The 17,320-nt window shown below is 73.2% G+C and carries 12 protein-coding genes; 8 read left to right on the top strand and 4 right to left on the bottom strand.

Going from position 1 to position 17,320, the window contains the following annotated elements; genetic code table 11:
- The first annotated feature begins 42 nt into the window (after window positions 1-42).
- From ACQP1P_RS35735 to ACQP1P_RS35725, 3 genes are all read left to right on the top strand, one after another.
- The gene (locus ACQP1P_RS35735; protein ID WP_433077874.1) at window positions 43-300 is read left to right on the top strand and encodes a hypothetical protein; all 258 of its coding nucleotides are present in this window, start codon (window positions 43-45) and stop codon (window positions 298-300) included.
- 115 nt (window positions 301-415) lie between these two features.
- A complete protein-coding gene (locus ACQP1P_RS35730; protein WP_433077872.1) occupies window positions 416-2,449 on the top strand; it encodes a beta-1,3-glucanase family protein in 2,034 nt (677 codons plus the stop codon).
- 120 nt (window positions 2,450-2,569) lie between these two features.
- Window positions 2,570-7,420, top strand: coding sequence for an NAD-glutamate dehydrogenase (locus ACQP1P_RS35725; RefSeq protein ID WP_433077870.1), 4,851 nt, complete (start codon window positions 2,570-2,572; stop codon window positions 7,418-7,420).
- A gap of 25 nt (window positions 7,421-7,445) precedes the next feature.
- On the opposite strand, the gene ACQP1P_RS35720 is transcribed toward ACQP1P_RS35725, so the two are convergent.
- Window positions 7,446-7,901: a nitroreductase/quinone reductase family protein gene (locus tag ACQP1P_RS35720; protein WP_433077868.1), complete on the bottom strand. Its 456-nt coding sequence runs from the start codon at window positions 7,899-7,901 to the stop codon at window positions 7,446-7,448.
- Window positions 7,898-8,644, bottom strand: coding sequence for a hemerythrin domain-containing protein (locus tag ACQP1P_RS35715; RefSeq protein WP_433077867.1), 747 nt, complete (start codon window positions 8,642-8,644; stop codon window positions 7,898-7,900). Before ACQP1P_RS35715 ends, ACQP1P_RS35720 begins: the two co-directional genes overlap by 4 nt.
- Before the next feature lie 58 nt (window positions 8,645-8,702).
- On the opposite strand from ACQP1P_RS35715, the gene ACQP1P_RS35710 reads away from it, so the two are divergent.
- Both ACQP1P_RS35710 and ACQP1P_RS35705 read left to right on the top strand, forming a co-directional pair.
- Entirely contained in the window at window positions 8,703-9,332 is a 630-nt protein-coding gene (locus tag ACQP1P_RS35710) for a TetR/AcrR family transcriptional regulator (protein ID WP_433077865.1), read from the top strand.
- A gap of 71 nt (window positions 9,333-9,403) precedes the next feature.
- Entirely contained in the window at window positions 9,404-10,357 is a 954-nt protein-coding gene (locus ACQP1P_RS35705; protein WP_433077863.1) for an NADP-dependent oxidoreductase, read from the top strand.
- A gap of 62 nt (window positions 10,358-10,419) precedes the next feature.
- Here ACQP1P_RS35705 and ACQP1P_RS35700 read toward each other — a convergent pair whose 3' ends face one another.
- Complete coding sequence (locus ACQP1P_RS35700) at window positions 10,420-10,986, bottom strand: TetR/AcrR family transcriptional regulator (RefSeq protein ID WP_433077861.1); 567 nt, start codon at window positions 10,984-10,986, stop codon at window positions 10,420-10,422.
- Between the two features lie 97 nt (window positions 10,987-11,083).
- On the opposite strand from ACQP1P_RS35700, the gene ACQP1P_RS35695 reads away from it, so the two are divergent.
- Window positions 11,084-12,004, top strand: a complete 921-nt coding sequence (locus ACQP1P_RS35695; RefSeq protein WP_433077859.1) for an alpha/beta fold hydrolase — start codon at window positions 11,084-11,086, stop codon at window positions 12,002-12,004.
- 137 nt (window positions 12,005-12,141) lie between these two features.
- Here the strand turns inward: ACQP1P_RS35695 and ACQP1P_RS35690 are convergent, their stop codons facing one another.
- On the bottom strand, window positions 12,142-12,312 hold the full coding sequence (locus tag ACQP1P_RS35690) for a hypothetical protein (RefSeq protein ID WP_433077857.1): 171 nt from the start codon (window positions 12,310-12,312) through the stop codon (window positions 12,142-12,144).
- Window positions 12,313-12,639: 327 nt separating this feature from the next.
- Here ACQP1P_RS35690 and ACQP1P_RS35685 point away from each other — a divergent pair, with 327 nt between their 5' ends.
- Together ACQP1P_RS35685 and ACQP1P_RS35680 are read left to right on the top strand one after the other, a co-directional pair.
- Window positions 12,640-15,738, top strand: coding sequence for a BTAD domain-containing putative transcriptional regulator (locus ACQP1P_RS35685; RefSeq protein WP_433077855.1), 3,099 nt, complete (start codon window positions 12,640-12,642; stop codon window positions 15,736-15,738).
- A 5-nt stretch (window positions 15,739-15,743) separates the two neighbouring features.
- Complete coding sequence (locus ACQP1P_RS35680) at window positions 15,744-17,315, top strand: bifunctional 3-(3-hydroxy-phenyl)propionate/3-hydroxycinnamic acid hydroxylase (RefSeq protein WP_433077853.1); 1,572 nt, start codon at window positions 15,744-15,746, stop codon at window positions 17,313-17,315.
- Window positions 17,316-17,320 lie beyond the last annotated feature (5 nt).

Below are 17,320 nucleotides of genomic sequence, written 5' to 3'. Positions count from 1 at the left end.
CCTCGTCCCCGCCGCGACGCCTTCGACCACATTCCGGCCACGGTGATCGGCGCCTCGCCGGGCCACCTCGGCACCGCGCTCGCCCAGCAGAGCCTGCGCGCCGTGTTGAGCTTCTGCAACGCCCGGCAGATGACCTCGCCCGAGGCGTACATCCGGTTCACCCCGGAGGTCTTCCGGTCCTGCCGCGTCGGTTCCACGCCGCCGGCGTCGAGTTCCGCGATGCCGGCGCGCCGGATCGTCGCGAACGGTCCGCGCCTTCAACGCATTCCAACATCGCCGTTCTCGCGTGTGCGCTATTGACAACGATCTTTACAGTCGGGGACCATGCTGAAAGCGCTCTCACGTCCGCCACGTGGGGGATGAGCTGGCGTGTCCCACCCCTCCCCGCCCGTGCTTGAGAAGGGGCTCAACGGCTGTGGAAACCGAACACGAACACACATTACCGATCGTCCGCCGGCGAAGGACACTGCTGTCGGCGGTCGCCGCCCTCGCCGTCGCCGTTCCGGTCGCCGTGACCGCGGCCGTGACCCTCGCCGCACCGGCGTCGCTGGCCGTCGGCCCGGCGGTGCTGCCCATGACGGTCACCAACAACACCGGCCGCGGCGACGCCGTCTATCTCTACGTGCTCGGCACCAACCTGAGCACCGGCCGGCTCGGCTACGTCAACGCCGCCGGCGCCTTCACCGCCTGGCCGGCCGGGGGAACGCCGCCCACGCCCGCGCCGGACGTGGCGATCGGGGGGCCCGGCAACGGCGGCTCCGTCACCCTCCAGGTCCCGCGGGGCCTGTCCGGACGGGTCTACTTCTCGCTCGGCCGGAAGCTGAACTTCTACCTGACCCCGGACGGCCTGGTCCAGCCCGCGCCGTGGGCGGGCGGCGACTCCAACCGCGACATCCTCTTCGACTGGAGCGAGTTCACCTACAACGATGCCGGGCTGTGGCTCAACAGCTCCCAGGTCGACATGTTCGCGGTGCCGCACGTCGTCAGCGTGACCGGCAGCAACGGCGCCACGAGCCGCACCGGGGAGCTCGTCGCCGGCGGGCGCGACGCCATCATCAACGGCATCAAGGCGCAGGCCGGCTGGGGCGGTTCGGTGTACACCCGCTCCGACGGCACCGTGCTGCGGGTGCTGTCGCCGGGCAAGGCCGCCGACGCCGGGCAGCTGAGCACCACCTACCTGGACTCGTACATCTCGTCCGCCTGGAACGCCTACGCGTCCAAGACGCTGACCGTGGTGCCGTTCGCCGATCAGCCGAACACGAAGTACTTCGGCCGCACGTCGGGCGCCGTCATGACGTTCACCAACGGGTCGGGTCAGCAGGTCGCCTCGTTCACCAGGCCGTCGAGCGGCGACGTGTGGGGCTGCGCCGGCAACCTCGCCGCGCCGAACGACCTGGTGGTCGGGCCGATCGCCCGGACGCTCTGCGCGGCCCTGAACCGCGGGACGCTGGGCACGATCGACACCCAGCCGAGCACCAACGCGGCCCAGTTCTACCAGAACAGCCCGACCAACCAGTACGCGAAGATCATCCACTCGAAGACGGTCGACGGTAAGGCCTATGCCTTCCCGTTCGACGACGTCGGCAACTTCGAGTCGCTCGTCAACAACAGCGACCCGCGCTCGGCCGGCATCACCCTCACCTCGTTCACCGGCGGGGGCTCCACGGGCGGCCCGGCGGCCGCGGGCACGATCACCGGGCCCGGCGGCAAGTGCGTCGACGTCGCCGGCGACGACAACGGGGGCAACGGCACGGCGGTGCAGCTGTGGGACTGCCAGTCGTACGCGGTGGATCAGCACTGGACGCACAACGCCGACAACTCGCTGAGCACGCTGGGGCGGTGCCTGGACATCAACGGCAACGGGACCGCGAACGGCACCCAGGTCGAGCTGTGGGACTGCAACGGCGTCGGCGGCCAGCAGTGGGTGCAGCAGGCCGACGGTTCGCTGCGCAACCCGCAGTCGGGCCGCTGCCTCGACTCGCCGAGCGGCGCGACGGGCAACGGCACGCGGCTGCAGATCTGGGACTGCAACGGCTCCGCGGCGCAGAAGTTCGCCGTGAACGGCGGCGGCGTGATCCTCGGCCCCGGCGGCAAGTGCGTCGACGTCGCCGGCGACGACAACGGGGGCAACGCCACGGCGGTGCAGCTGTGGGACTGCCAGTCCTACGCCGTGGACCAGCACTGGTTCCACCAGTCCAACGGCTCGCTGCGCACGCTGGGCCGCTGCCTGGACATCATCGGCAACGGTACGGCCAACGGCACCCAGGTCGAGCTGTGGGACTGCAACGGCGTCGGCGGCCAGCAGTGGGTGCAGCAGGCCGACGGGTCGCTGCGCAACCCGCAGTCGGGCCGCTGCCTCGACTCGCCGAGCGGCGCGACGGGCAACGGCACGCGGCTGCAGATCTGGGACTGCAACGGCTCCGCGGCGCAGAAGTTCGCGCTGAGCTGAGGCCCGCACCAGCGCTGACGGCCGTCGGGCCGGCGGCTTGCCCATGCCGAACTCCGATTACCCGGCCAAGGCCGGGTAATCGGAGTATGAACACGCCGGCGTGGGCGAGGGGAGAGACCGATGAACTCCCGGGCGAGCGACAGCACCGCCGGACCCGCGGTCAGGGACGACGAGCTGGAGCGGCACGTATCCGATGCCGAGCGCCTGGTGGCGGAGGCGGTGGCCCTGGCGACCGCCCAGGACGCCGACCCCGAGCTGGTCGCGCAGTACTGGCGCCTCGTGGCGGACGAGGAGCTCGCCGGCTGCGAGGCGGCGAAGATGGTTGCCGCCACACGGTCACACGTGCAGCTGGCCGGGCAGCGGGTGCCCGGCGAGGTGAAGCTGCGCCTGGGCGAGGGTGTCTGCGGCGGTACGTCGCTGGAGATCGTCACCGACGAGATGCCGTTCCTGGTCGACTCGGTCACGAGCGCGCTGCAGGCGCGCGATCTCGACGTGCACATGCTGGTGCACCCCCTCGTCGTCGTGCGGCGGGCGCCGCTGGGCGCGCTGGAGGAGGTCCGTGTCGGCCTGGAGCCCGAGGACGCCGCGCCGGGGGACCTCGTCGAGAACTGGATCCGCGTCGAGGTGGACCGGATCCGCGACGAGGCGGAGCTCGAGAGGCTGCGCGGCGACCTCGCCCGGGTGCTCGACGACGTGCGTGAGGCGGTCGAGGACTGGCCGAGGATGCGCACGCAGGCGCTCGCGTTGGCCGACGAGCTCGGCTCCGCGCGGCTGCCCGTGCCGGACAAGGACATCACGGACTCGGTCGAGCTGCTGCGCTGGCTCGTCGACGACCATTTCACGTTCCTGGGCTACCGGGAGTACCGGCTGACGAAGAGCGACAAGGGGGAGGAGCTGCTGCAGGCGGTGCTCGGCTCGGGCCTGGGCATCCTGCGCGCCGACCAGGCCAAGCCCCGGGTGCTGTCCTCGATGACGGCGGAGGCCTACGCCAAGGCGCTGGAGCGGCGGCTGCTCGTCATCACGAAGGCCAATTCGCGCTCCACGGTGCACCGCTCGGCGTACCTGGACTACATCGGCTTCAAGCAGTTCGACCACGAGGGCAACGTCGTGGGGGAGAAGCGCTTCCTCGGGCTGTTCTCCTCGGCGGCCTACCGGACCAGCGTTCGTGACCTGCCGGTGGTCCGGCGCAAGGTCGCGGAGGTGGTCGAGCGCTCCGGCCTGTCGCCGCGCTCGCACTCCGGCAAGGAGCTGATGGAGACGCTGGAGACCTACCCGCGCGACGAGCTGTTCCAGATCGGCACCGAGCAGCTCTACAAGGCGGTCATGGGCGTGCTGCGCCTGGCCGGCCGCCGGCAGCTCAAGCTGATCCTGCGCCGCGACGCCTACGGCCGGTTCATCACCTGCCTGGTCTACCTCCCGCGGGACCGGTTCACCACCGCGAACCGGCTGCGCATCCAGCAGATCCTGGTCGCCGAGCTCAACGGCGTCGGGGTGGACTACACGACCCAGGTGAGCGAGTCCAAGTTCGCCCGGGTGTACCTCACCGTGCGCACCGAGCCCGGCAACCCGCCCGGCGACATCAACGTCGAGCGTCTCACCGAGCGCCTCGCCGACGCCACCCGGCTGTGGGACGACGACTTCCGCCTCGAGCTGGAGCGCAAGCTCAACGACGAGCACCAGGCCAAGGTGCTGTACCAGCGCTACGGCGGCGCGCTGTCGAAGACGTACAAGGACGAACACACGCCGGGCGAAGCGGTGAAGGACGTCGCCCAGCTGGAGCTGCTCGACGAGCCGGGCCAGCTCGTCGTGCACGTGTACCGCCGCCGCCAGGCCGAAAGCGACATCCGGTTCAACGTGTACCGCTACGGCAAGCCGATGACCCTCTCCGCCGTGCTGCCGGTGCTGCACTCCCTCGGGGTGCGGGTCACCGACGAGCGGCCCTACGAGATCGCCCGCGCCGACGGCACCGTCTACCTGTACGACTTCGGGCTGCAGCTGCCGGCCGACTCGCGGTCGATCGTCGAGGCCCGCCCGCACCTGGAGAACGCCTTCTACGCCACCTGGCGGGGTGAGGCCGAGGTCGACACCTTCAACGCCCTCGTGCTGAAGGCCAGGTTCACCTGGCGCGAGGTCGTCATCCTGCGGGCCTACGCGAAGTATCTGCGCCAGGCCAGCACCGTGTTCTCCCAGGACTACATGGAGACGACGCTGCTGGCCCACCCCTCGATCGCCGCGAAGCTCGTGGACCTGTTCACGGCCCGCTTCGACCCGCGGCTGCACCTGTCCGAGACGGCGCGGTGGGAGTGGTCGAAGAAGATGGTCGCGGCGATCAACGAGGATCTCGACGAGGTGAGCAGTCTCGATCAGGATCGGATTCTGCGTTCGTTCCTGCATCTGATCCAGGCGACGTTGCGGACGTCGTTCTTCCAGCGTGGGGATGGTGGGCGGCCGAAGTCGTATACGGCGTTCAAGTTGGATCCGCAGTCGATTCCGGATCTGCCGGCGCCGCGGCCGCGGTTCGAGATTTTTGTGTATTCGCCGCGGTTCGAGGGTGTGCATCTGCGGTTCGGTTCGGTCGCGCGGGGTGGTCTGCGGTGGTCGGATCGGCGGGAGGATTTCCGGACGGAGATTCTCGGGTTGGTGAAGGCGCAGATGGTGAAGAACGCGGTGATCGTGCCGACGGGGGCCAAGGGCGGGTTCGTGCTGAAGCAGAATCCGGGTGACCGTGATGAGGCGGTGGCGTGCTATCAGTTGTTCATCTCGGCGTTGCTGGATGTGACGGACAATCTTGATGGTGGCAAGGTGGTGTCGCCGCCGGATGTGGTGCGTCATGATCCGGATGATCCGTATCTGGTGGTGGCGGCGGACAAGGGGACGGCGACGTTCTCGGACATCGCGAACGAGATTTCGGTGCGGTACGGGTTCTGGTTGGGTGATGCGTTCGCGTCGGGTGGGTCGGCGGGTTATGACCACAAGAGGATGGGGATCACGGCGCGGGGTGCTTGGGAGTCGGTGAAGCGGCACTTCCGTGAGCTGGGTGTGGACACGCAGGCGAGCGAGTTCACGGTGGTGGGTGTCGGTGACATGTCCGGCGACGTGTTCGGCAACGGGATGCTGCTCTCGCCGTGCATCCGGCTGGTGGCCGCGTTCGACCACCGGCACGTCTTCATCGACCCGCGTCCCGTCGCCGCGACGTCGTACGAGGAGCGGGCCCGGCTCTTCGCCCTGCCCCGGTCCTCCTGGGACGACTACGACAAGCGGCTGATCTCGGCCGGCGGCGGTGTCTACTCCCGGGCGGCGAAGTCGATCCCGATGTCGGCGGAGGCGAAAGTCGCGCTGGGGATCCCGGTGTCGGTCACGGCACTCACGCCCAACGAGCTGATCCACGCGATCCTCGCCGCGCCCGTCGACCTGTTCTGGAACGGCGGCATCGGCACCTACGTCAAGGCCACCGCGGAGTCCCACGGCGATGTCGGTGACAAGGCCAACGACTATGTGCGGGTCAACGGCCGGGAGCTGCGCGCGAAGGTCGTCGGCGAGGGCGGCAACCTGGGCCTGACCCAGCGGGGGCGCATCGAGTACGCGCTCAACGGCGGCCGCATCGCGACGGACTTCATCGACAACTCGGCCGGCGTCGACTGCTCCGACCACGAGGTCAACATCAAGATCCTGCTCGACCGCGCGGTCGCCGACGGCGCGCTCGAGCCGAAGGACCGCAACCCGCTGCTCGCCGCGATGACCGACGAGGTCGGCGAGCTGGTCCTGCGCGACAACTACGACCAGGCCACGGCGCTGGGCAACGCCCGTGTGCAGTCGCGCCTGCTGCTGCCGGTCCACAAGCGGCTCATCGCCGACCTGGAGGGCCGCGGCCGGCTCGACCGCGCGCTGGAGGCCCTGCCCGCCGACGAGGAGCTCGACGTGCGCGCCGAGGCGGGGATCGGCCTGACCTCGCCCGAGTTCGCGGTGCTGCTGTCGTACGTGAAGATCGTGCTGGAGCACGAGATCCTCGACTCCGACCTGCCCGACGAGGCGTGGACCGACGAGGTCCTGGTCGAGTACTTCCCGACGCCGCTGCGGGAGCGGTTCGCCGGGGCGATGGCCGAGCACCCGCTGCGCCGCGAGATCGTCACCACCGCGGTCGTCAACGAGGCCGTGAACCGGGGCGGCATGTCGTTCTTCCACCGCACGTCCGAGGAGACCGGGACCGGCGCCGCGGACATTCTCCGGGCCTTCGTGGTGGCCGAGAAGGTGTACGGCCTGGGCGAGCTGCGCCGCGCCGTCGAGTCCCTCGACAACCAGGTCCCGGCGGAGGCGCAGACGGCGGTCTACCTGGCCATGCGGCGGCTGCTCGACCGGGCGGTGCGCTGGCTGGTCTCCAACCGGCGGCTGCCGATCGACGTGCCCGGCGAGCTCGCCCGGCTGCGCCCCGGCATCTCGCGCATGCTGCCGCAACTGCCGACGTTGTACCGCGGGCAGGAGCGGGAGGCGCTGCACGCCCACGTCGCCATGCTGCGCGGGCTGGGCCTGCCGGCGGAGATCGCGGAGGCGACCACCCGGATGCTGTACGGCTTCGGTCTCCTCGACATCGTCGAGGTCGCGTCGCGAACCGGCCGGGCGGTCAGCGAGGTCGCCGACGTGTACTACGTGCTGTCGGAGCGCTTCCGCGTCTACGACCTGCTGTCGCGGATCTCCGACCTGCCCCGCGAGGACCGCTGGCAGACGCTGGCCCGCATGGCGCTGCGCTACGACCTGTACGCCGCGCTGGCCGCCCTGACGGCGGAGGTCCTCAACGCCACGTCGGCGGACGACGACGCCGTGGGCCGGGTCCACGAGTGGGAGCAGAGCAACGCCACGTCGATTGCCCGCACCCGCAACGCGATCGGCGAGTTCGGCGAGTCCCCGGGCGACATGGCCGCCATCTCGGTGCTGCTCCGCCAGATCCGCACCCTGGTCCGTACCTCCGCCGCCTAGCCTTCCTCGCGGCGCGGCCGAGGCGTCACCGCGGGCGCAGCCGGACGACGGCGATCCGGCGGCGCACCTTGGCCTGGTAGCCCTCGTAGGCGCCGAGCGATGCGACGAGCCGTGCCCACAGCGCGCCGCGCTCCTCGCCCTGCACCTCCGACGCGGTCACGCCGATCCGCGCGCCGCGGGTCTCGACCACGGCGTTCGGGTCGGCCCGCAGGTTCAGCCACCACTGCGGCTCCCGGTCGATGCCGCCGTTGGACGCGGCCACGATGTAGTCGGTGCCGTCGCGCAGGTACAGCATCGGCACCGTGAACAGCTGGCCCGAGCGCCGGCCGCGGGCCGTCAGCAGCAGCACGTCATTGCCGCGGAAGCGGTGCCCGAACCGGCCGCCGGTGCGGCGGAACAGGGCGATGTGCATCCGGGCCACGTGCCTGCTCACCCAGGTGAACAGGCGGTCCTGGCGGCCGGAGCGGGTGGCGGTGCTCATGCGCCGGCCGCCGGTGCGACGTAGCGGAAGGTGCGGCGTTCGGCGCGGGCGAACCGCCGGGCGAGGAGCCTTCCGACGGCGTGCAGGACGGGACCGCCGGGGATCTTTCGCACGGCGTGCGGCGGGAGGCCGTACACCACCCAGGCGAGCGCCGCGGGGACCTCGCGGGGGCGGTAGTCCGGCGAGAAGTGCTCCTTGTCGAGCCGCTCCCAGTCGTGCGGGGTGAGGTAGGCCTGGACGAGCGCCATCGCGTCACGCTCCTCGTGGGCGAGGTGGGCCTGGAGCCGGTCGCGCAGCTCGGTGACGTGCCCGGCGAGGGCCGCGCGCGTGTCGGCGGCGCCGGCGGCCCCGGCGGCCAGGGCGGCGAACCCGTCGCCGCAGGCCCGCAGCAGCGGATCGATGTGCTCGTGCTCGGCGGTCATCGCGTGCAGGACGGCCGCGTCCTCGCCGCCGGCCGTGCGCTCCAGCAGCAGCGGCCAGAGCCCCGTGTCCTCGCCGTGGTGGTGCTTGTGCAGCACGCCCGAGAACAGGGCCCACCGGCGCTGGAGCCGTTTCCAGCACGCCTGGTCCGCGGCCGGGGTGGCGGCCGCGGCCGCGGTGAACAGGGCGAGGTCGCGCCGGAACGCGTGGTGCATGAGGTACATGCCCGCGGGGTCGACGGGGCCGGCGGGCGCGGCCGTCTGGCCGGGTAGGACGAGCTGCTCGACGTCGTGGGTGCCGTCCGGGCGGATCGTGGTGGTCATGATCTCTCCTTTCGCTTGAGTCAGGATACTATGAATTGACTTCTGCTAAAGTCAATAAGTGGTCGAAGGAAAACGGACATATCACTCGAAGATCCGCGCGCAGCAGGCCGAGCGGACCCGAAGCGCCGTGATCGCCGCCGCCGCGGAGTGCTTCACCCGGCTCGGGTACGCCGAAACGACGATGAAAGCCATCGCGGCGCACGCGGGCGTCTCGGCGCAGACCGTCTTCGCGCACGGCGGCAAGGCCGCGCTGCTGCTCGCCGCGGTCGACCGGAGCATCGCGGGCGGCGGCGGCGACATGCCGCTGCTCGCCCAGGACCGGTTCCGGCGGATGCTGGACGCGCGGGCCAAGGACGAGAAGCTCCGCCTGCTGCGCGAGATCACGATGGACTGGCTGCCGACGGCCGGGCCGATCCTGCGCACGTTTCGCGAGGCGGCGCCCGGTGATCCCGAGATCGCCACGGCGTGGGAGGAGTACGAACGCCGCCGTCACAGCGACGCGGCAACCATCATCGAGTCCTGCTCGCACCTGCTGCGGCCGGGGCTGACGGTCGAGCGGGCCACGGACATCTACTGGGCGGTCCTCGGCCCGCAGGCGGCGGACGCGTTCATGCTCGGCCGGGGATGGTCGCTGACCGACTGCGTCGACTGGCTCATGGACGGCATGGAGCGCCTGCTGTTGCGATGACGCCGGCGGTCCCCCGGGTTCTCATCCACGGTGTGCGCTGAAGCGACGATCCGGTGGGCACGCAACGGCGGATGAACACGATGCGCGCGGTGCGGGCGCACCACCGTGGAGGGCCCGAGCGGCTGGTGTACGAGCAGGCGCCGCGCCCCGTGCCGGCCGCGGGTGAGGTGCTCGTGGCGGTGCGCGCCGCCTCGATCACCGCCGGGGAGCTCACCTGGGACGCCACCTGGACCGACAGTTTCGTACCGGGGGGCCGCGACCGGACGCCGATCATCCCCTCGCACGAGATGTCGGGCGTGGTCGCCGCGCTCGGTCCCGCGGTCACCGGGGTCGAGGTCGGCGACGAGGTCTACGGGCTCATCCCGTTCCTGCGCGACGGGGCCGCCGCCGAGTACGTCACGGTACCGGCGGACGTCCTGGCCCCGAAGCCCGCCACCGTGGACCACGACGGGGCCGCGGCCGTGCCCATGGCCGCGCTGACGGGCTGGCAGGCGCTGGTGGACCACGCCTCCCTGCGGGACGGGCAGCACCTGCTGATCCACGGTGCGGCCGGGGGCGTCGGCTCGTTCGCCGTGCAGATCGCCGCCGGCCTCGGCGCGCGGGTCACCGCGACCGCCGGCGGACGCGACCGGGACTTCGTGAACGGGCTGGGCGCTCACGAGGTCGTCGACTACGCCGGCGAGCGCTTCGAGGATCGCGTCGATGGCGTCGACGTGGTGCTCGACCTGGTGGGAGGTGAGACGCAGGCCCGTTCGTGGGACGTCCTGCGGCCGGGCGGTGTGCTGGTGAGCGCCGCGACCCCGCCGGACGCCCGGCAGGCCGCCGCGCACGGGGTCCGTGGGGTGTTCTTCATCGTCGAGCCGAACGGCGACCAGCTCAAGACCGTCGGGCAGCTCATCGGGGCGGGCCGGCTCGCCCCGGTGGTGGACCGCGTCGTCGCGCTGCCCGACACGCGCGCCGCCTACGAGGCGCTGCAGACCGGGCACCGGCGCGGCAAGGTCGTCATCCACGTCGCGGAACCATGATCGGGCAGGCGACCGGGCCGATGCCGCAGCGCCGTGACCGGCGCGGGGTACGCCCCGCGGGACTACGCCATACGGGCCGCGGCCGCGGCGACGGTGGCCAGGTCTTCGCCCGAGAAGCCGCCGCGGCTCAGCACCGCCAGCGACTTGTTCGTCGCCAGGGTGCGCAGCGCCAGCTCCGCCGCCTCCCGCTGACCGGCCCCCGCGGCCCACAACGCCTGCTCCAGCATGGCCCGCAACCCGGCCACCATCGCGCGGACCAGCGCCTGGCTCTCCGCGTCGAGTGCCGGGAGCTGCGTGACCGACAGCGTCAGCAGGCAGCCATCCGGAACCGTCGGATCGGCGATCCGGTTCATGGTGACCCGCAGGAAGGCGGCTACAGCCGCGCTCGGGTCCGGGTGGGGGCCGGACAAGGCCTGCTCGTACAGCGGGTGGTAGGTCTCCGCGTACCGCACGAGGCTCTTGCGGAAGAGGGAGCTCTTGTCGCCGAAGGTGCCGTAGAGCGACCCCCGGCCCAGGCCCGTGCCCTCGGTCAGGCGTTCGATCGAGGCGTCCGAGTAGCCCCAGCGCCAGAAGACGTGCATCGCGCGTCGTAGGACCTCGTCGACGTCGAATTGCTTGCGGCCCGCCATGTCCGCCAGCGTACACGTCTTGTAACGATCGTTCAAAGATGTGTATGGTGGCTGGCATGACAACTTGTACCGATCGTTCCAGGATGGTGGCGGGCGCATGACGACGCTGCGTTCGCTGCGGTTGCCCGACGGGTTCACCGACGTCTTCACCAGCCGGCTCGTGGAGGTCGGCGGGCTGCGGCTGCACGCGCTCACCGGCGGGGAAGGCCCGCCGCTGCTGCTGGTCGGCGGGTGGCCGCAGACCTGGTACGCCTGGCGGGAGGTGATGCCCGCGCTCGCCCGCGAACACACCGTCGTCGCCGTCGACTCGCGCGGGGCCGGGCTCTCCGACAAGCCCGACGACGGGTACGACGCCGGAACGCTGGCCGCCGATCTGGCCGCGCTGATGACCGTCCTCGGGCACGACCGGTTCGACACGGTCGGCCACGACATCGGCACGTGGACCGCATACGCGCTGGCGGCCGATCATCCCGAACGGGTGGGCCGGCTCGCCGTGGTGGAGGCGATGATCCCCGGTCTCACCCCGTCTCCGCCGGTCTTCAGCCCGTCCGCGCTCAACCAGAAACTCTGGCAGTTCGGCTTCAACCGGCTCATCGGCCTCAACGAGGAATTGGTCCAGGGGCGGGAACGGCTCTTCTTCGGCTGGCAGTTCGCCACCAAGGCCGCCACCCCGACCGCGATCCCCGCGTACGCCGTCGACGTCTACGTCGATGCGATCACCGCGAATCCCGGCGCGCTGCGCTCGACCTTCGCGTACTACCGGGCGCTGGACGAGACGATCGCGCAGAACGAGCGGCGCAGCAAGACCCGGCTGACCCAGCCGGTGCTCGCCGTCGGCGGTGCGCTGTGGAGCGGCGCGGCCGCCGTCCAGACGATGCGGCTGGCCGCCGACGACGTCACGGGGGTCGTCCTCGACGGCTGCGGACACTACCCCGCCGAGGAGCAGCCGGCGCGGTTCGCCGAGATCCTGCGGGACTTCCTGCGCCGCGAGGAGGCAGCGGGCGCGCCGCACAGCTGACCCACCGCGGTGCGCGACGATCGGACCTCGCGCGGACGGCCATAACAGCCGCGGCTGTCATGGCCGTCCACAGGACCGGAGTGCTCAGGCCCTGGGCCGCGATCGGGGCGGGCAGGGCGGCCAGCCCGCGAAAGCGGTCATGGCGCGACGGTGCTCGTGAGGACGGGCTCCCACCGGTCGATGGCCGGACGGCCGTCGCGGCGGGTGATCCGGGCCGCGCCGGAGCCGCGGAAACGGGCCGGCAGGATCAGGGACCGGCGCTCGGCCGCGTCGGCGAGCAGGCGTTCGCGGCTGACGGCGGCTCGCACCGGGTCCTCGCAGAAGCAGCTGGCGACGTGCGGCCGGGTGACCTGCAGCGGGCTGTGCAGCAGGTCACCGGCGAAGAGGGCCCTGCCCGTCCCGCTCGCGCCGAGCCAGCGACTCGTCGTGGCGACCGCGCCGACCGGCAGCGACGCGGCCGTGAGCCTGACACTGCTCGCGCACCTGGTATCGACAGAGCCGGGCGGGGCGACCTGCGCAACCTCGACGGCGACGCGGCCACCGTCAGCCGCCGGACCGCGCGCGCCCGGCCGCTGACTCGGCTCGCTGACGGTAGGATCGCCGGGTCTGTGCCGGGAACGACGAGGGAAAGCGCCGTGCGGTTCGGGATCCTGGGGCCGTTGCTGGTGTCCCGTGACGGCGAGCCGGTCGCGGTCGGTGGCCCCAAGCAGCGGGCGCTGCTGTCCCTGCTGCTCCTGCGGCCGAACCGGCTGCTCACCGCCGACTGGCTGGCCGACGCGCTCTGGGACGGCGCGCCGCCGTCGAGCGCGCTGGTGACGCTGCGGACATATGTCGCGGGGCTGCGCCGCGCCCTCGAACCCGGTCGCGGGCCGCGCTCGCCCGGCCGGATCGTGCGCTCCCGCACCGGCGGCTACGAGCTGTGTGTGCCGCCCGAGTCGATCGATGCCGTGCGGTTCGCCGCGCTCGCCGACGAGGGCGCCCGGGCGCTCGCCGACGGCGATCCCGGCACGGCCGAGCGGCGGTACGCCGAGGCCGTGGGGCTGTGGCGGGGCGAACCGGCCGTCGCCGAGCTCGCCGCCGTGCGTCCCGACGTCGCCCGTCTCACCGAGACCCGGCTCGCCGCGGAGGAGGGCCGGCTGGCCGCCGCCGTGGCCGCCGGGCGCCCCGGTGCGGCGCTGCCGGACCTGCGGCGCTTCGTCGGCGCGCACCCGGCGCGGGAGTCGGCGCGCGAGCAGCTGATGCTCGCCCTGTACCGCACCGGCCGGCAGACCGAGGCGCTCGAGGTGTTCGACGCGGGCCGGGTGCTGCTGGCCGACGAGTTCGGCGTGGAGCCGGGCCCGCGGCTGCGCGACCTGCACCGCCGGATCCTCACCCACACCGTTCCGCCCGCCGCCGCGGCCGCCACGGCGGGCTCGATCGGCGCGGCGCGCGGGGCGCGGGGGAGGTCGCTCGTCGGCCGGGATGCCGAGCTGGCCCAGCTGGCGGAGCTGCTGGCGGCGGCCGGCCGCGACGGCGGGCGGATCGCGACCATCGTCGGCGAGCCCGGCATCGGCAAGACCAGCCTGGCCGCCGCCATCGCGGAGCGGGCCGCCGCGGCCGCGGTCCCGGTCGTGTGGGGCCGCTGCCCCGACCTCGGTGAGGCGCCGCCGTTCTGGCTGTGGACGCAGGTCCTGCGCGGTATCGCGGCGCTGCCGGGGGCCGGCGAGCCGGGCGCGGGTGCGGCGCTTGCCGGCTTCACCGCCGAGGCGGCGAACGGCGCCGACGGGCCGGACCCGGCGGCCCGGTTCCGGGCCTATGAGGCGGTCGCCGGGCTCGTCCACGCGGTCGCCGAGCCGTCCGGCCTGCTCGTCGTCCTCGACGACCTGCACGCCGCGGACCCCGACTCGCGGCTGCTGCTGCGGTACCTGGCCACCACCGTCCACCGCGGCCGGGCGCTGGTCGTCGTCACGTCGCGGCCGTACGACCACGACGCCGGGCTCGTCGCCACGCTCGCCGACCTGGCCCGCGCCGCCGGCGGCCGGCAGCTGCGGCTCGGGGGCCTCGGCACGGCCGCGGTGGCCGACCTGGTGCACGACCGGACCGGCGCGGCACCGGCGCCCGGCCTCGTCGAGCGGCTCGTGCGGCGTACCGGCGGCAACGCGTTCTTCCTCACCGAGCTGCTCGCGTCCCCCGCCCCCTTCGAGGACCGGGCCGCGTTGCCCCCGAGCGTGCGCGACGCGGTCCTGCTGCGGCTGCGGGCCCCCGACCCGGCCACCCGCGAATGTCTCGACCTGCTCGGCGTCGCCGGCCGCGAGCTCGACCTGCGGCTGCTGAACTCGGCGACCGGCACCGACGCGGCCGAGCTGCTGGCCGCCCCGGCCGCCACGCACCTGATCGCCGGGGCCGGTCCGGGCGCGGTGCGGTTCCGGCACCCGCTGTTCGCCGAGGTCGCCTACGCCGAGCTGGCCGCGCCGAGACGGGCCGTCCTGCACGCCCGCCTCGCCGGCGCCGCCGCGAGCATGCCGGGCCTGGGCGGGTTGACCCCGGCGGAGCTGGCCCGCCACTACGGGCAGGCGGTCGGGCTCGGACACGGCGAGGACTTCCTGCGCTGGACGTTGCGGGCCGCCGACGACGCCACGTGGCGGCTGGCCTACGAGGACGCCCTCGCGCATCTCGACCGGGCCGCCGCCCGGCTCGCCCCCGCCGCCGCCACCTCGCCGGACGCGGCCGAGGCCGAGCTGACGGTACAGCTGCATCGCACCTCGCTGCTGCACATCACCGTCGGCGTGGGCAGCGACGCGGTCGAACAGGCCGCGGCCCGCGCCCGGCAGCTGCTCCCGCTCGCCGGCCCCGGCGCCGACCTGCGCACGGCCCTGTGGACGCTCGGCGAGGTCGCCTGCAACCGGGCCGAGTTCGCGATCGCCGCCGACCTGGCCCGCCGGCTGCACGGCGCCGCCGCGGACGACGACCCGCTGATCGCCGCCGCCGGGCCGTACCTGCTCGGCGTCGTCGGCTACTTCACGGGCCGTCTCGCCGAGGCCGACGCGCAGCTGACCGTCGCCGTCGACCGGCTGCGCACCGTCGAGCCGCGCCGGCTGCGCGGGCAGGTCGGGCGCACCCCGACCCTGTCGCCGTACAACTTCCGGGCGCTGGTGCGCTCGCTGCGCGGCGACCGGCCGGCGGCGCACGCAGACCTGGCGGCCGCGCGGCAGCTCGCCGAGCACGCCGACGATCCCTACGGCCGGGGCAACGCCGTGCTGTTCGCGGCCTGGCTGGCCCTGCAGGAACGCGACGCCCCGGCGGGCCGTGAGGCCGCCCGGCGGTGCCGTGAGGTCGGCGAGCGGCAGCACATGCCGCACTTCGTCGGCATCGGCGACTTCCTGGCGGACTGGTCGGCGGTGCACGGGGGCGAGCGGGCACGGCTCACCGCGATGCGGGTCGCGGGCGAGGCCATCTACCGGCACGGACTGCGGGCCACGCGCACGATCGTGATCGCCGCGATGGCCGACGCGTACCTCACGGCCGGCGACCCGGCGACCGCGGCGGCGCTGGCCGACGAGGGGCTCGCCGCGGCCGAGGCCGTCGGCGAGCGGGTGCTCACCGCCGAGCTGCGCCGCGTGCGGGGCCTGGCCCGCGGCGACGACCGCGACGTGCGGCGCGGCGCCGCCGACGCCGCCGAGCAGGGCGCCGGGCTGCTGGTGAGCCGCTGTGGAGACCGGCCTCCACAGGATCTCCACAGCCGTCGTCTTCGCTAGGCGGCATGCATCCTGACGTCGTCGTGGTGGGCTGCGGGCCGGTCGGCGCGCTCACCGCCAACCTGCTCGGCGTGCGCGGCGTGCGCACCCTGGTCGTCGAGCGCAGCACCGCGGCCCACCGGCAACCCCGGGCGTTCTCCTGCGACGACGAGGCGCTGCGGGTGTACCAGCAGGCCGGCCTGCGCGACGAGGTGGCCGCCGACATGTACCCCCCGCCGGTCGTCGACTACGTCGACGGCCGCGGCAGGCCCTTCGCCACGATCGCCCTCGACGAGATCGACTTCGGGCTCGGCAGCGCACCCCTGCACTTCTTCGACCAGCCGCGCCTCGAGGCGTCGCTGCGCGCGGGCTTCGACCGGTTCCCGCACGTCACCCTGCGCACCGGCGTGGAGCTCACCGGCCTGACCCCGGACGGCGACGGCGTCACGGTCGGGCTCCGCGACGTCGCGACCGGCGAGGCCACCACGGTACGCGCCCGGTACGTGCTGGGCTGCGACGGCGCCCGCAGCACGACGAGGACCGCCGCCGGCATCCGGCTCGCCGGCGCGTCGTACGAGGAGCCCTGGCTGGCGATCTCCGGCGACGTCGGGCCCGGCGGGGTCCGCCAGCCGCGGACCCGGTTCGTCTGCGACTGGCGGCGTCCCGCGTTCGTCTCGCCGGGCGCCTTCGGCACCCATCGCCTGGAGTTCATGCTCCGCGACGGCGAGACGCCGGAGGAGATGAGCCGGCCGGAGACGATCGCCCGGCTGGTGGCCCCGTACGTCGATCCGGAGCGCTTCACCGTCACCCGCGCCGTCGTCTACACCTTCCACCACCTGGTCGCCGAGCGGTGGCGCAGCGGGCGCGTGTTCCTGCTCGGCGACGCGGCGCACCAGATGCCGCCGTTCCTGGGCCAGGGCCTGTGCAGCGGCCTGCGCGACGCCGCGAACCTCACCTGGAAGCTCGCGCTGGTCCTCGACGGCACGGCGGGCCCCGACCTGCTCGACACGTACGAGGCCGAACGGCGCCCGCACACCGAGGAGATGGCGGTCACGAGCGTCCGCCTGGGCCGGGTGTTCCTGGTCCGCAACCGCTACGCCGCCGCCGCGCGCGACGCGGTGCTCCGCGCCGCGCAGATCGTGCCGCGGGTCCGCCGGTTCGTGCGGCACTTCGAGTTCAAGCCGGCCCCGGCCCTGCGGACGGGCTTGCTGTCCGGTGGGGTGCGCAAGGGCCCGATCGGCACGATGTTTCCCCAGCCGGAGATCACGACCCCGGGCACGGCGACCCCGTGCCGGCTGGACGATGTGCTCGGCCCGGCCTTCGCGGTGATCGGCCCGGGCGTCGACGCGCGGACGGCGGCCGCCTGGGCGGGACCCCCGGCGACCTTCGTCCGGGTTCTGCCGGCCCGTTCGTCCGGCTCCGCGAGCGGCCCGGCCCACGACGTCGTCAACGTGGTCGACGTCAACGGTGTGCTCGGCGCATGGTTCGACCGGCACCGGGTGGATGTGGCCGTGCTGCGCCCGGACCGCTTCGTCTACTCCACCGCCGCGGACGCCGTGCCGCTGCGCTCGGAGCAGCCGCGCGCCACGACCGTCTAGGCCGG

The organism is Dactylosporangium sp. CA-052675 (genome assembly GCF_050947935.1).
Taxonomy (GTDB): Bacteria; Actinomycetota; Actinomycetes; order Mycobacteriales; family Micromonosporaceae; genus Dactylosporangium.
Note: the sequence above shows the minus strand (reverse complement) of the source record. Positions and strands in the feature narration are given on the sequence as shown.

Excerpts from the sequence above, each read along its gene's own strand:
- ACQP1P_RS35725 (WP_433077870.1), top strand. The coding sequence starts at position 2,570 with ATGAACTCCCGGGCGAGCGACAGCACCGCCGGACCCGCGGTCAGGGAC.
- ACQP1P_RS35720 (WP_433077868.1), bottom strand. The coding sequence starts at position 7,901 with ATGAGCACCGCCACCCGCTCCGGCCGCCAGGACCGCCTGTTCACCTGG.
- ACQP1P_RS35715 (WP_433077867.1), bottom strand. The coding sequence starts at position 8,644 with ATGACCACCACGATCCGCCCGGACGGCACCCACGACGTCGAGCAGCTC.
- ACQP1P_RS35705 (WP_433077863.1), top strand. The coding sequence starts at position 9,404 with ATGAACACGATGCGCGCGGTGCGGGCGCACCACCGTGGAGGGCCCGAG.
- ACQP1P_RS35700 (WP_433077861.1), bottom strand. The coding sequence starts at position 10,986 with ATGGCGGGCCGCAAGCAATTCGACGTCGACGAGGTCCTACGACGCGCG.
- ACQP1P_RS35695 (WP_433077859.1), top strand. The coding sequence starts at position 11,084 with ATGACGACGCTGCGTTCGCTGCGGTTGCCCGACGGGTTCACCGACGTC.
- ACQP1P_RS35680 (WP_433077853.1), top strand. The coding sequence starts at position 15,744 with ATGCATCCTGACGTCGTCGTGGTGGGCTGCGGGCCGGTCGGCGCGCTC.